The sequence below is a fragment of the Algoriphagus vanfongensis DSM 17529 genome, assembly GCF_000429465.1.
GTDB classification, from domain to species: Bacteria; Bacteroidota; Bacteroidia; order Cytophagales; family Cyclobacteriaceae; genus Algoriphagus; species Algoriphagus vanfongensis.
The window spans coordinates 308,306-323,699 of record NZ_AUBX01000016.1 but is presented as its reverse complement, the minus strand read 5'-3'; the positions used below and the strand labels follow the sequence as shown (position 1 = coordinate 323,699).

Genomic DNA, 15,394 nt, shown 5'->3' with positions numbered 1-15,394 from the left:
CTTATTTCGATAAAATGGTTTCCAACTTACTTACAGATCCTTCGCAAAGCACTAAATGGTCTGCGTGTAGAAGCTGATAAGTATTTACATCATTTACAGTGACAACTTTCGCTTTAGGAAGGTTTCTGCTGGATAGGTAAACGTTTTTGTTGTCTTCGGGAAGAACCAACAGCGTCTTCTTATCGGAAAGCGCCAATCCATTAAGCAATGCCAGATACGCTTTTGTCTTTGGAGAATCAAAAGATACATTTTCCAATACTGACAAGCTGTTATCTTTCACTTTGTAAGAAAGTGCAGATTTTCTAGCAAGTTGTTTTACTTTCTTGTTCAATTTGAAGGAGTAGTTTCTTGGTCTCGGACCGAACACTCTACCTCCGCCTCTGAAAAGTGGAGACTTCAAAGATCCAGCTCTGGCACCACCGGTACCTTTTTGCTTTTTGATCTTTTTAGTAGACCCAGCTATTTCATTTCTTTCTTTAGACTTATGAGTACCTTGTCTCTGATTTGCGAGGTACTGCTTCACATCCAGATAGATGGCATTGTCATTTGGCTCGATCGCAAAGATCTCGTCAGACAATTGCACCTTTCTTCCGGTGTCTTCTCCTTTTTGATTGATTACTGCTAATTCCATGGCTTACTTCTCTAGAATTACATAAGAATTTTTTGGACCTGGTACTGAGCCGGATACTAGCAAGAGATTTTGCTCAGGATAAACCTTCAAAATTCTAAGGTTCAATACTTTCACACGATCACCGCCAGTTCTACCAGCCATTCTCATACCCTTGAATACTCGGGATGGCCAAGAACAAGCACCAATGGAACCTGGGTGTCTTTGTCTGTTGTGCTGACCGTGAGTTTGTCCACCCACACCACCAAAACCATGACGCTTCACTACACCTTGGAAGCCTTTACCTTTAGAAGTACCGATAGCATCCACAAAGTCACCTTCAATAAATACTTCACCGGCCTTCACCGTAGCTCCTAGATCTACCTGGCCTTCAAATTCGACCCGGAAATCACGGAACTCAACAACTTTGTGCTTCGGCGTGGTGCCGGCCTTTTTAAAATGACCGATCAATGGCTTAGGAGTGTTCTTCTCCTTTCGCTCACCATAAGCCAACTGCACTGCGTTGTACCCGTCTGTTTCAACGTTTTTTACTTGCGTCACTACGCAAGGACCAGCTTCTATTAGCGTGCATGCGACGTTACGCCCATCGGCACTGAAAATGCTAGTCATTCCTACTTTTTTACCTATAATACCAGACATCTTTTTTAAGATAATTTGATAATCCACAAGCGTTTATGCGCTTGGGCCCTTTTTAAGGACTGCAAAGTTACTGAAATAAAATTCTACAACAAATCCCAACTCCTATATTTTCAAACATTTAGCAAATATTTCACCGGAAATCGGAGTCAAAAGGACTGTGGTTTGAGTGCAATCGACTCGACTGCTCCCAAAAACAAAAGACCTGCAGTAAAATGCAGGCCTTTTGATATATGAAATTTCAGGTTTTGTCAAACCTTGATCTCTACGTCTACTCCACTTGGAAGCTCGATTTTCATCAATGCATCCACAGTTTTAGAGGAGTTAGAGTAGATATCTACCAATCGCTTGTAAGTACAAAGCTGATACTGGTCTCTAGCTTTCTTGTTTACGTGTGGGGATTTCAACACGGTAAACTTTTCTTTCTTAGTTGGCAATGGAATAGGTCCTACTACCACAGCACCAGTCGCTTTTACAGCTTTCACGATCTTCTCTGATGACTTGTCCACCAGGCTATGATCGTATGATTTTAGTTTTATTCTGATTTTCTGATTCATCGCAAATATTGATTAGTCTTTCTGACCTTTTACGTTAGCAATTACTCCCTCTGCTATGTTGTTAGGCACAGGCTCATAGTGAGAGAATGTCAAAGATGCTGTAGCTCTACCGGAAGAGATGGTTCTCAAATCGGTAATATATCCAAACAACTCAGACAAAGGCACAGCGGCTTTGATTACGGATGAAGTACCTTTGGTATCCATTCCTTTCATCAAACCTCTTCTTCTGTTCAAGTCACCAGTGATAGGACCAGTGTACTCATCAGGAGTCACCACGTCTACAGACATAATCGGCTCTAGCAATTGTGGTTTACACTTCTTAGCAGCTTCTTTGAAACCGATTCTCGCAGCTAATTCGAAAGAAAGTGCATCTGAATCGACATCGTGGAAAGATCCGTGGAACAATCTAACTTTCATAGACTCTACAGGATATCCTGCCAAAGGTCCATTTTTCATAGATTCTGCGAAACCTTTCTGGATAGCAGGGATGAATTCTTTAGGAATCACACCACCCACGATACCATTGACGAAGTCAAGTCCAGGTTTGATTTCACCAGTTTCTGGATCAGCTTCTTTTGGTCCAAGTTCGAATACGATATCCGCAAACTTACCTTTACCACCAGACTGCTTCTTATAAACCTCTTTGTGCTCAACAGAACCAAACAATGCTTCTTTGTAAGCCACCTGAGGTGCACCTTGGTTGATTTCTACTTTGAACTCACGCTTCAATCGATCGATGATGATATCCAAGTGAAGCTCACCCATACCTCTCAAGATAGTCTGACCAGTTTCGTGATCAGTATTTACTTGAAGAGTTGGATCTTCTTCTACCAATTTGGCAATGGCCATACCTAGCTTATCTACGTCAGCCTGAGTTTTAGGCTCGATCGCATATCCGATTACTGGCTCAGGGAAGATCATGGATTCAAGAACTACCTTACGGTTTTCAGCACAAAGAGTATCCCCTGTTTTGATGTCTTTAAATCCAACTACCGCGCCGATATCACCAGCTCTCAAAGCTTCGATTTGGTTCTGCTTATTTGCGTGCATCTGGAATACTCGGGAGATACGCTCCTTATTTCCAGAACGGCTATTGAAGATATAAGAACCAGACTCAAGCACACCTGAGTAAGCTCTTACGAAACACAATCTACCTACGAATGGGTCAGTTGCGATTTTGAATGCCAAACCTGCAAATGGCTCGTCTTCGTTTGGAGCGATCACTACATCTTTCTCCTCGTCGTTCAAGTCATGAGCGATGATATTGTCCTTGTCCATTGGAGAAGGAAGCAATTCCATCACCAAGTCAAGCATGGTTTGTACACCTTTGTTTTTGAAAGAAGAACCACATACCATTGGCACGATTTTCATGTCGATGGTAGCTTGTCTCAACGCAGTCAAGATTTCTTCTTCTGTGATAGAATCTGGATCTTCGAAGTATTTCTCCATCAAAGACTCGTCGTATTCAGCGACAGCTTCAAGCAAATGCTCTCTCCACTGCTCTACTTCTTCTTTCAAGTCTTCAGGAATAGGCACCACCTCGTAGGTCATCCCCATATCCTCTTCGTTCCAAACAATACCTCTGTTGTTGATCAAGTCAACAACTCCCTTGAATTTGTCTTCAGCTCCGATAGGGATCTGCAAAGGCACTGCGTAGCTGCCTAGCATTTCTTTCACTTGCTTACAAACCTCAAGGAAATTAGCACCGGCACGGTCCATCTTGTTGACAAATCCGATACGGGCTACTTTATAGTTATCAGCCAAACGCCAGTTGGTCTCAGACTGCGGCTCTACACCGTCCACAGCACTGAACAGGAAAACCAAGCCATCCAATACTCGAAGGGAACGGTTTACCTCTACGGTAAAGTCAACGTGTCCAGGAGTATCGATGATGTTGATCTGATATTTTTGATCTCTGTAGTTCCAGAATACGGTGGTTGCAGCAGAGGTAATGGTGATACCTCTTTCTTGCTCCTGGGCCATCCAGTCCATGGTAGCTGCACCATCGTGAACCTCACCGATTTTGTGAGATACACCAGAATAAAAAAGAATACGCTCTGTGGTAGTAGTTTTACCGGCATCAATGTGAGCAGCGATACCGATGTTTCTGGTATATTTTAAGTCTCTTTTAGCCATCCTAATTAAAATCTAAAGTGAGAGAATGCTTTGTTGGCTTCTGCCATTCTGTGCGTATCATCTTTCTTTTTCACAGCAGCACCTTCACCTTTGGCTGCAGCGATGATTTCGCCGGCAAGTCTATCCATCATGGTCTTCTCACCTCTTTTACGAGCGTAGGTGATCATCCACTTGATTCCAAGGGCCATCTTTCTCTCTGGTCTGACTTCCATTGGAACTTGGAATGTAGCACCACCAACTCTACGACTCTTCACCTCTACGGATGGAGCAATATTGTTAAGCGCTTTTTTCCAAACCTCAAGACCATTCTCACCCACCTTAGATTCTACTTTCTCGACAGCATCGTAGAAAATGGTGTAAGCAATACTCTTCTTCCCGTCATACATCAGACTGTTTACAAACTTAGTCACCAAGGTATCGTTGAACTTGGGATCAGGAAGAATATATCTCTTCTTTGGTTTCGCTTTTCTCATTTTTTCTTAAATGTTTTTGATTACTTTTTGGCTCCCGCCTTAGGTCTCTTAGCACCGTACTTGGAGCGACCTTGCTTACGGTCTTTTACTCCGGCAGTATCCAATGCACCGCGGATGATGTGATATCTTACACCTGGTAGATCTTTCACACGACCACCTCTGATCAATACGATAGAGTGCTCTTGTAGATTGTGACCTTCACCTGGAATGTAAGCATTCACTTCTTTTCCATTTGTCAATCTCACCCTGGCAACCTTTCTCATAGCTGAGTTAGGTTTCTTAGGGGTAGTAGTGTACACTCTGGTACAAACCCCTCTTCGCTGAGGACATGCGTCCAAAGCTCTTGATTTAGATTTGGTTTCCAGCGTTGTTCTACCTTTTCTTACTAACTGTTGAATAGTAGGCATTAACTGATAAAATTTAGTTTTCCTGTAAACTGTTAAATTTTGGACTGCAAAGGTAATGAAAGTAATAAGAGTAACAAAATTAAGTAGTTATATTTTTGTTACGCTTCTCCTGGCGTCCCAAAGGACATCGGAAACTGAGGACCTTCATTACTCTGATTGATTTTGCCAAAGGCGGCTTCATACTTTTCCACATTATCTTTCAAAGCTGCCAATAGCCTCTTGGCATGCTCTGGCGTAACGATAATTCTGGACTTCACTTTCGCCTTGGGCACTCCTGGCATGAGACGGATAAAATCGATGACAAATTCGGAATTGGAATGGGCTATCATCGCCAAATTGGAATAGACACCTTCTGCCACTTCTTCAGAAAGCTCGACATTGATCTGCTGCTCAGGTTTTTTATTTCCTTGATCGTCATTCATGGTATTTGGGATTAAAAAAGGCCTGTACGGATACAGGCCTTTTCGATATTAATTCACTACTGATTATAGAATAGCTTCGCTTGATTTACGAGCTGACTTTTCCATTGTTTCAGAGAGTTTTTCGTATTCTTCTTGAGATCCTACGATCACATTTTGGAAACTTCTCTGTCCGGTACCGGCAGGGATTAGATGTCCTACGATCACGTTTTCTTTCAATCCGAGTAGTTCATCTCTCTTACCTCTGATCGCTGCTTCGGAAAGCACTTTGGTAGTTTCCTGGAAGGAAGCTGCAGAGATAAAGGATTCGGTACCCAAGGAAGCTGCAGTGATACCTTGAAGAGTTGGCTTAGAAACCGCAGTCTCTGCATCTCTCACCTGTACCAATTTCAGATCCTTACGCTTCAAGCTGGAATTTTCATCTCTCAATCTTCTTGCAGAAATAATCATCCCTGGCTTCAAGGTAGAAGAGTCTCCGGCATCATTGACTACTTTCTTATCCAAGATGTTGTCATTTTCCTCACGGAATGCCCACTTATCTACTACTTGACCTTGCAAGAAGCCTGTATCACCAGCATCCAAGATCTCAACTTTCTGCATCATTTGAGATACGATCACCTCGATGTGCTTATCGTTGATTTTTACACCTTGAAGTCGGTAAACTTCCTGAATTTCATTTACTAGGTATTCCTGAACGGCCGTTGGCCCTTTGATAGACAAGATATCATTTGGAGTGATCGCTCCATCAGAAAGTGGCTCTCCTGCACGGATGAAGTCATTCTCCTGAACCAAGATGTGCTTAGAAAGAGATACCATGTATTTCTTGATCACGCCATCTTTGGATTCGATGATGATTTCTCTGTTACCACGCTTGATACCACCGTAAGTCACCACACCGTCGATTTCAGAAACCACAGCCGGGTTGGATGGGTTACGAGCCTCGAACAATTCAGTAACTCGTGGAAGACCACCAGTAATATCTCGAGTCTTACCTACTGATCTAGGGATTTTCACCAAGATTTGACCAGCTTTTACTTTATCGCCAATCTCAACAGCCAAGTGAGCTCCTACTGGAATGTTATAGCCTTTGGAATCATCTCCATAATCTACAACGATAGCAGGGTTCTTGGTTCTGTCTTTCGTATCAATGATTACTTTCTCACGGAAACCAGTCTGATCATCCGCTACTTCTTTGAATGTGATACCTTCTACGATAGATTCGAAGTCGATCTTTCCATCAAATTCAGACAAGATCACGGCATTGTATGGATCCCACGTACATAGAGAGTCTCCTTTTCCGATTTTCTGTCCGTCTTTGACATTCAACAAAGCTCCGTAAGGCACGTGGTTGGTCACCAAAGTCTTACCGGATTTATCGTTGATTTTGATCTCACCAGATCTACCCATTACGATAGTCACTGGCTCACCATCTTTGTTGGTAGACTCGATGAATCTCAACTCTTCGTCGAACTCAACTGTACCTTCAAATTTGGCATTGATACTAGCCTCTACGGCCATGTTGGATGCTGTACCACCTACGTGGAACGTTCTCAATGTCAACTGAGTACCTGGCTCACCGATGGACTGTGCGGCGATTACACCCACAGATTCACCTGCTTGTACCATTTTACCTGTTGCCAAGTTACGTCCGTAACATTTAGAACAAACACCTCTTCTAGTCTCACAGGTCAATACAGATCTGATTTCGACTTCCTCAACGGCAGAGTCATCTACTCGCTTAGCAATCTCATCATCGATCTCAATTCCTGCTGGCACGATCAATTCATCCGAAACTGGATCATACACATCGTGAACAGAAACTCTACCCAAGATTCTTTCAGAAAGTGGCTCAACGATCTCGTCATTGTCTTTCAATGGCTGTACAACCAAGCCTCTCAATGTACCGCAATCCTCTTCGGTCACGATCATATCCTGAGCTACGTCTACCAGACGACGAGTCAAGTAACCCGCATCGGCAGTTTTCAAGGCTGTATCTGCAAGACCTTTACGAGCACCGTGTGTAGAGATAAAGTATTCCAATACATCCAGACCTTCTTTAAAGTTGGAAAGAATTGGGTTTTCGATAATCTCACCTACGGAACCTTGCAAGTTTTTCTGAGGCTTAGCCATCAGACCTCTCATACCTCCCAACTGACGAATTTGTTCTCTGGAACCACGAGCTCCGGAGTGCATCATCATGTAGATTGCATTGAATCCTTGCTTATCCTCTTCCATCTTCTTCATTAGATTATTAGTCAAATGAGAGTTGGTACGAGTCCAGATGTCGATCACCTGGTTATATCTTTCGTTGTCTGTGATCAGACCCATCAAGTAGTTGTTCCAAACCTGATCTACCTCTTCTTTCGCTTTGGCGATCATTGGTTCTTTCTCTTCTGGGATGATTACGTCATTCAATCCCATAGACAAACCACCTTGGTATGCCATCTGGAATCCTAGATGCTTGATATCATCCAAGAACTGAGCAGTACGTGCAATACCACATACCTTCACTACTTTGGCAATGATCTGCTGCAATTTCTTTTTAGTCAGCAACTCATTCACATATCCTACTTCCTCAGGTACAAACTGGTTGAAGATCAATCTACCAGCTACAGTTTCGATGATTTCTTCTTTGATTTCACCGTCTTCGCCACGTACGTTCACCTTACACTTGATGTTCGCATGCTTAGAAACCTGTCCTTCGTTCATCGCGATGATTACTTCCTCGCGGCTGTAGAATGTCATCCCCTCACCAGCAACTGGCTCTTCAGGAGTAGATTTTTTGCCTTTGGTCACATAGTAAAGACCCAAAACCATGTCTTGAGAAGGAACTGTAATCGGAGCACCGTTCGCAGGGTTAAGGATGTTGTGAGCAGAAAGCATCAAAGTAGAAGCTTCCAAGATCGCCTCATGTCCAAGCGGTACGTGAACCGCCATCTGGTCACCGTCAAAATCGGCGTTGAATGCAGTACAAACCAATGGGTGAAGCTGGATAGCTTTTCCTTCGATCAATTTCGGTTGGAAAGCCTGGATACCCAATCTGTGAAGAGTAGGAGCACGGTTAAGAAGAACAGGGTGTCCTTTCAATACGTTTTCCAAGATATCCCAAACCACTGGATCTTTACGATCCACAATTTTCTTAGCGGATTTTACTGTCTTTACTATACCTCTTTCGATCAGTTTTCTGATGATAAATGGTTTGAAAAGCTCTGCCGCCATATTTTTAGGAAGACCACACTCGTGAAGCTTCAATTCAGGACCTACGACGATCACAGAACGGCCGGAGTAATCCACACGCTTACCGAGCAAGTTTTGACGGAAACGACCTTGCTTCCCTTTCAACATGTCAGAAAGAGATTTCAAGGCACGGTTACCATCTGATCTTACCGCATTTACTTTTCTGGAGTTATCGAAAAGTGAATCTACAGCTTCCTGTAGCATACGCTTCTCGTTTCTCAAAATCACCTCTGGAGCTTTGATATCGATCAATCTCTTCAGACGGTTGTTTCTGATAATTACTCTTCTATAAAGGTCATTCAAATCAGAAGTCGCGAAACGACCTCCATCCAAAGGAACCAATGGACGCAATTCTGGTGGAATCACAGGAACCATACGAACTACCATCCACTCAGGGCGGTTTTCGATTCTGGTTCTTGCGTCACGGAATGCTTCTACTACCTTCAGACGCTTCAAAGCTTCTGCTTTTCTCTGCTGAGAAGTATCAGTTGCAGCTTGGTGACGAAGAGAGTAAGAAAGATCGTCCAAATCCAATCTTGCCAACAACATCTCCAATGCTTCAGCTCCCATTTTGGCGATGAACTTATTAGGATCATCGTCATCGAGCATATGGTTTTCTTTAGGAAGCTTATCCATGATATCCAAGTACTCGTCTTCAGTCAAGAAGTCAAGGTATTGGATGCCATCTTCAGCTTTGATACCAGGCTGAACCACTGCATATCGCTCGTAATAAACGATTTGGTCCAACTTTTTGGTAGGAAGACCCAACAAGTAACCAATCTTGTTAGGAAGAGATTTAAAGTACCAAATATGGGCTACAGGAACCACCAATTCGATGTGCCCCATACGCTCACGACGTACTTTCTTTTCGGTCACCTCTACGCCACAACGGTCGCAGATAATGCCTTTATATCTGATGCGCTTGTATTTACCACAATGACACTCCCAGTCTTTCACTGGACCAAAGATTCTCTCACAGAACAAACCGCCCATTTCAGGCTTGTAAGTTCTATAATTGATAGTCTCTGGCTGGGTCACCTCTCCGTTTGAGCTATCCAGAATAGATTCTGGGGAAGCCAAACTGATGGTAACTCTCGAAAAGTCATTGTTGAGTTTTTTGTTTTTTCTGAACGCCATAGTTTTTTGAAAGATATGTGAAGGGCAGTGTGACCTGCCCTAAAGAGCCAAATTAATCTAGGGTAATTTCAAGAGCCAAACCTCTCAACTCATGAACCAATACATTGAAGGATTCAGGAATGTTAGGTTTAGGAAGGTTTTCTCCCTTCACGATAGACTCATAAGCCTTCGCTCTACCGATTACGTCATCAGATTTCACTGTCAGGATCTCCTGAAGTACATGTGATGCACCGAATGCCTCCAATGCCCACACTTCCATCTCTCCAAATCTCTGACCACCAAACTGAGCTTTACCACCCAAAGGTTGCTGTGTGATCAAGGAGTATGGTCCGATAGATCTTGCGTGCATCTTGTCATCCACCAAGTGACCTAGTTTCAGCATATAAGCGATACCTACAGTCACCGGCTGATCAAATCTCACACCTGACAAGCCATCGTAAAGGTATGTTCTACCGTATGCCGGCAATCCTGCCAATTCCAATTCAGCAGAAACTTCTTCCATAGAAGCACCGTCGAAGATAGGAGTGGCATATTTTTTACCCATTTTGTGACCAGCCCAAGCCAATACAGTTTCGAAGATCTGTCCGATGTTCATTCGGGAAGGTACACCAAGTGGATTCAACACGATATCCATAGGAGTTCCGTCTTCCAAGAATGGCATGTCTTCATCTCTTACGATTCTGGCCACGATACCTTTGTTACCGTGACGACCCGCCATTTTATCACCTACTTTCAACTTACGTTTCTTAGCGATGTAAACTTTGGCTAGCTGTACGATACCGGCTGGCAATTCGTCCCCTACTTCAAGAGTGAAACGATCTCTTTTAAATAGACCGGAGATCTCATTTCTAGAGTTGGTGTAGTTCTTTACCAACTTCACGATCAAATCATTGATGTGTGCATCGTCAGTCCAGTCATCCAAGATGATATCTGAAATCAGATTAGCTTCTTCAGGTACATTGTAGTTAGACTCATCTCTGTAAGGGTTCTTAGCAGGGAAAAGGTTATTCTCAATGTTTTTGTGGTTGAACTTCATTCCTTTGGAGATGATCTCATCACCAAATTTATGCTTCACACCTTGAGAAGTCTTGCCATCAAGCAAAGTCACCAATTTGTTGATCATTCTAGCTCTGATGCCCAATAGATCTTTGGAGTATTTCGCTTTTAGCTTTTCTACTTCAGCTTTCGCTTTAGCTCTGTTTTCTTTGTCCTTTTTTGGTCTGGAGAATAGTTTGGTTTCAATCACCACACCATTCAAGGAAGGAGAAGCTTTCAAAGATGCATCTTTCACATCACCGGCCTTGTCGCCAAAGATGGCTCTCAAGAGCTTTTCTTCAGGAGTCGGATCAGTCTCACCTTTTGGAGTGATTTTACCGATGATGATATCACCTTCTTTTACTTCTGCACCCACTGCGATGATACCGTTTTCGTCTAGATGCTTGACCGCATCTTCGGACACATTCGGGATCTCGGAGGTCAATTCTTCCTCACCACGCTTGGTATCTCTTACTTCCAACTGGAATTCTTCCACGTGAATGGAAGTAAAGATATCTTCACGGACTACTCTTTCGGAGATTACAATCGCATCCTCAAAGTTGTATCCTTGCCATGGCATGTAAGCCACTCGAAGGTTTTTACCCAAAGCAAGTTCTCCATCGTTGGTTGAATAACCTTCTACCAAGACCTGACCTTTGACTACTCTTTGTCCTTTGAGGACGAGTGGTGTCAAATTGATCGTGGTGTCCTGGTTGGTTCTTCTAAACTTGATCAGGTCGTATGTTTTATATTCATCAGTGAAGTTTACCAACAGTTCATCGTCTGTCAAGTCATACTTCACTGTGACCTTCTTCGCATCTACAAAGTCAATCACACCATCTGCTTCCGCAATGATCAAAGAGCGAGAATCGATAGCTGCTTTGCCTTCCAGACCTGTACCTACTATAGGTGCCTCAGCCTTCAACAAAGGAACTGCTTGACGCTGCATGTTGGATCCCATCAATGCACGGTTGGCATCATCATGCTCCAAGAAAGGAATCAAGGATGCTGCTACGGATACAATCTGGTTTGGAGCGACGTCCATGTAGCTGATTTCAGATGGTTCCAACACTGGGAAGTCACCTTCGAATCTTGCTTTTACTTTTTCATTGACAAAACCACCTTTTTCATCCAAAGGAGCATTTGCCTGAGCGATGTTATGGTTATCTTCTTCCTCAGCCGTCAAGAATACGATGTCCTCAGACTTCATTCCCACTTTACCCTCTTCTACTTTTCTATACGGAGTCTCCAAGAATCCCATAGAGTTCACTTTCGCATGAACACATAGAGATGAAATCAAACCAATGTTTGGACCTTCAGGAGTCTCAATAGTACAAAGACGACCATAGTGAGTATAGTGAACGTCACGTACCTCGAAACCTGCTCTTTCTCTGGAAAGACCACCTGGACCCAATGCAGAAAGTCTTCTCTTGTGAGTCAACTCTGCCAATGGATTGGTTTGATCCATAAACTGAGAAAGCTGATTGGTACCAAAGAAGGAGTTGATCACTGAGGAAAGAGTACGAGCGTTGATCAAGTCAACAGGCTTGAAGTCCTCGTTGTCACGTACGTTCATACGCTCACGGATCGTTCTAGCCATTCTGGCCAAACCTACACCGAACTGGCTATATAGCTGCTCACCTACAGTTCTTACCCTTCTATTGGACAAGTGATCGATATCATCGACTACTGCTTTGGAGTTGATCAAACCGATCAAATACTTCACAATAGAGATAATATCTTGCTTAGTCAATACAATCTTTTCAGACTCGATATCAAGACCTAGCTTTTTGTTGATTCTATATCTACCTACTTCTCCTAGGTCATATCTCTTGTCAGAGAAGAAAAGAGAATGAATTACCTCACGAGCAGTCGCTTCATCAGGAGCTTCTGTATTTCTCAATTGACGGTAGATTACTTCTACTGCTTCTTTTTCCGAGTTGGAGTTATCTTTTTGTAGGGTATTGTAGATAATAGAGTAATCGGCCACATTCACATCTTCTCTATGGAGAATGATGGATTTGGAGCCGGAATCCAAGATCATTTCGATATCCTCGTCCGTCAAGACTGTATCACGCTCAAGCAATACTTCATTTCGGTCGATGGATACTACCTCACCAGTATCTTCATCTACAAAGTCTTCTACCCAGGTTCTTAGCACTCTTGCTGCCAGCTTACGGCCAGAAGCTTTTTTGAGTGCAGTTTTGGTAGCCGATACTTCTTCAGAGAGACCAAATAGATCAAGGATATCCTTATCTGATCCATAACCTATCGCTCGAAGCAGTGTAGTTACCGGGAATTTTTTCTTACGATCGATATAGGCATACATCACATTATTAATGTCTGTAGCAAATTCGATCCAAGAACCTTTGAAAGGAATGATACGTGCGGAGTACAGCTTCGTACCATTGGTGTGCTTACTTTGAGCAAAAAATACACCTGGTGATCTGTGCAATTGGGATACAATCACACGCTCTGCACCATTAATGACGAATGAACCTTTTTCGGTCATATAAGGCAAGTTGCCTAGGAAAACCTCTTGTTCGATCGTTTCAAAATCCTCATTGTCCTCATCGTGGCAAAGCAATCTAAGCTTTGCTTTCAAAGGGACAGAGTAGGTCAAACCTCGATCTATGCACTCACCCACACTATATTTCGGTGGATCTACGGCATAGTCGATAAATTCCAAAGTGAAATTTTCTCTGGAATCAGAGATAGGGAAATTTTCGGAGAAAACCTTAAACAGCCCATCTGCCCGGCGCTTCTCTGCAGGAGTATCCAACTGGAAAAAGTCTTTGAAAGACTGGAGCTGAATATCGAGAAAATCCGGATAGTCTTTGACCACCTTAATGGAGGAGAAACTTTTCCTTTCGGTTTGATTCTTGATAGCCAAGGTAGTGTATGTTTATAGTGAAATTAAATAACGAAATGCGACAAGTTTCGCTTGGAATAATGCAATTTTTTACCTGTGCATAAACAGGAAAAGACCTGACTTTAGTAGTCAGGTCTTAGGGCTAAACCTAAACCATTTGGTTTGGATTTGGCCAAATTATTTGATCTCTACTTCTGCACCAGCTTCTTCTAGAGACTTTTTCAAAGCTTCAGCTTCGTCTTTAGCGATACCTTCTTTCAAAGCTTTAGGAGCTCCGTCAACTAGTTCTTTTGCTTCTTTCAAGCCAAGACCAGTCAATTCTTTAACAAGTTTCACTACTGCAAGCTTCTGTCCACCAGCAGCTTTCAAGATCACGTCAAAAGAAGACTTCTCTTCTTCTGCAGCTCCACCGTCAGCTCCACCAGCAGCAGGACCTGCAACTGCTACTGCAGCAGCAGCTGGTTCGATTCCGTACTGATCCTTAAGGATATCTGTCAATTCTTTAACCTCTTTTACAGTCAAGTTAACCAACTGATCTGCAAGTTGTGTAAGATCTGCCATTGTATTATAAATTTAAATTTTTCTTGATTTTTGATTGAATTGAAGTATTATTTTTCTTCTCTAGCTTCAAGGGCCTTAAGCACACCAGTGATGTTGCTCTGACCACTTTGCAATGCAGAGATAAGGTTCATAGCAGGAGATTGTAGCAATCCGAGTAGGTCACCCAAAAGCTCTTGCTTAGATTTAAGTTTAGATAGCATTTCTAGGTTTGCTTCACCGATGAAGATATCGGAATCAATAGAAGCACCTTTGAATACTGGTCTAGTCTCTTTTTTACCTATTTTTTTTCTGAAATCCAGCAATACTTTAGCTGGAAGGTTACTAGTCTCTTTGGAGAATATAATTCCAGAGAAACCTTTCAAAGTATCATCCAACTGAGCAAAATCTGCATCCAGATTTTCTAGAGCTTTCTTGATCAAGGTGTTTTTGTACACTTTGTACTCCACGCCTTTTTCAAAACAAGTTCTTCTGAAAGCATTTACCTCAGCTACAGAGAATCCTGCTGCATCGGTGATGTAGAAGAAAGGGTTTTCTCTAAATTTCTCGGTAAGACCGTCGATTATCTCTTTCTTTTCGTCTCTAGTCATGATTATATACCTTGAATACTACCCTTGTCTACTGCGATACCAGGAGACATTGTACTGGATATGTGAATACTTTTGAAATATGTTCCTTTAGAGGAAGCTGGCTTCAACTTAGAAATGGTCAAAATCAACTCCTTCACATTTTCCTCAATTTGCTGAGGAGTGAAAGAAGATTTTCCAACACCAGCGTGAATGATTCCAAATTTATCTACTTTGAAATCGATTTTACCGGCTTTCACTTCTTTGACAGCTTTTCCTACTTCTAAAGTAACTGTACCTGCTTTTGGATTTGGCATCAAGCCTCTAGGACCTAATACTCTACCCAATCTACCTACCTTTGCCATGACGTTAGGCATCGTGATGATGACATCAATGTCAGTCCATCCACCCTCGATTTTGGCAATGTAGTCGTCCAATCCAACGTAATCTGCACCTGCTTCTTTAGCTTCGGCTTCTTTGTCAGGAGTACAAAGCACCAATACTTTGGTGTCCTTACCTGTTCCGTGAGGAAGAGCTACGATACCTCTGACCATTTGATCTGCTTTACGAGGGTCTACACCTAGGCGTACATCCACGTCCACAGAAGCGTCAAATTTAGTAGCAGTGATTTCCTTCACGATAGAAGAAGCAGCCTCCAGGGAGTACACTTGGCTTGGGTCGTACTTAGAAAGAGCTTCTTTTTGCTTTTTTGTTAACTTAGCCATTGTTGTAT

At 42.7% G+C, this 15,394-nt stretch carries 12 protein-coding genes; all 12 read right to left on the bottom strand.

The genetic code is table 11. The features are described from left to right. Nucleotide 1 precedes the first annotated feature (1 nt). Nucleotides 2-631 carry a 50S ribosomal protein L4 gene (rplD, locus tag G460_RS0116765; RefSeq protein ID WP_026956447.1) on the bottom strand — a complete coding sequence of 210 codons (630 nt, stop codon included), beginning with the start codon at nt 629-631 and terminating at the stop codon, nt 2-4. A 3-nt stretch (nt 632-634) separates the two neighbouring features. Beyond that, complete coding sequence (gene rplC / locus G460_RS0116760; RefSeq protein ID WP_026956446.1) at nt 635-1,267, bottom strand: 50S ribosomal protein L3; 633 nt, start codon at nt 1,265-1,267, stop codon at nt 635-637. Between the two features lie 248 nt (nt 1,268-1,515). Further along, nucleotides 1,516-1,821 (bottom strand): 30S ribosomal protein S10, encoded by a 306-nt coding sequence (gene rpsJ / locus G460_RS0116755; RefSeq protein ID WP_024284766.1) that lies wholly within the window; start codon nt 1,819-1,821, stop codon nt 1,516-1,518. Nucleotides 1,822-1,833: 12 nt separating this feature from the next. Beyond that, nucleotides 1,834-3,957: an elongation factor G gene (gene fusA, locus G460_RS0116750; RefSeq protein WP_026956445.1), complete on the bottom strand. Its 2,124-nt coding sequence runs from the start codon at nt 3,955-3,957 to the stop codon at nt 1,834-1,836. 5 nt (nt 3,958-3,962) lie between these two features. Next, nucleotides 3,963-4,430, bottom strand: coding sequence for a 30S ribosomal protein S7 (rpsG, locus tag G460_RS0116745; protein WP_026956444.1), 468 nt, complete (start codon nt 4,428-4,430; stop codon nt 3,963-3,965). Between the two features lie 20 nt (nt 4,431-4,450). Then, on the bottom strand, nt 4,451-4,837 hold the full coding sequence (rpsL, locus tag G460_RS0116740) for a 30S ribosomal protein S12 (protein WP_026956443.1): 387 nt from the start codon (nt 4,835-4,837) through the stop codon (nt 4,451-4,453). Nucleotides 4,838-4,935: 98 nt separating this feature from the next. After that, on the bottom strand, nt 4,936-5,259 hold the full coding sequence (locus tag G460_RS0116735; protein WP_026956442.1) for a DUF3467 domain-containing protein: 324 nt from the start codon (nt 5,257-5,259) through the stop codon (nt 4,936-4,938). Between the two features lie 63 nt (nt 5,260-5,322). Then, the gene (rpoC, locus tag G460_RS0116730; RefSeq protein ID WP_026956441.1) at nt 5,323-9,630 is read right to left on the bottom strand and encodes a DNA-directed RNA polymerase subunit beta'; all 4,308 of its coding nucleotides are present in this window, start codon (nt 9,628-9,630) and stop codon (nt 5,323-5,325) included. A 52-nt stretch (nt 9,631-9,682) separates the two neighbouring features. Next, nucleotides 9,683-13,558: a DNA-directed RNA polymerase subunit beta gene (rpoB, locus tag G460_RS0116725; protein ID WP_026956440.1), complete on the bottom strand. Its 3,876-nt coding sequence runs from the start codon at nt 13,556-13,558 to the stop codon at nt 9,683-9,685. A gap of 156 nt (nt 13,559-13,714) precedes the next feature. Beyond that, nucleotides 13,715-14,098 carry a 50S ribosomal protein L7/L12 gene (gene rplL, locus G460_RS0116720; RefSeq protein WP_026956439.1) on the bottom strand — a complete coding sequence of 128 codons (384 nt, stop codon included), beginning with the start codon at nt 14,096-14,098 and terminating at the stop codon, nt 13,715-13,717. 47 nt (nt 14,099-14,145) lie between these two features. Beyond that, entirely contained in the window at nt 14,146-14,685 is a 540-nt protein-coding gene (rplJ, locus tag G460_RS0116715) for a 50S ribosomal protein L10 (protein ID WP_026956438.1), read from the bottom strand. A 2-nt stretch (nt 14,686-14,687) separates the two neighbouring features. Then, nucleotides 14,688-15,386, bottom strand: a complete 699-nt coding sequence (rplA, locus tag G460_RS0116710; RefSeq protein WP_026956437.1) for a 50S ribosomal protein L1 — start codon at nt 15,384-15,386, stop codon at nt 14,688-14,690. Between the last annotated feature and the right edge of the window lie 8 nt (nt 15,387-15,394).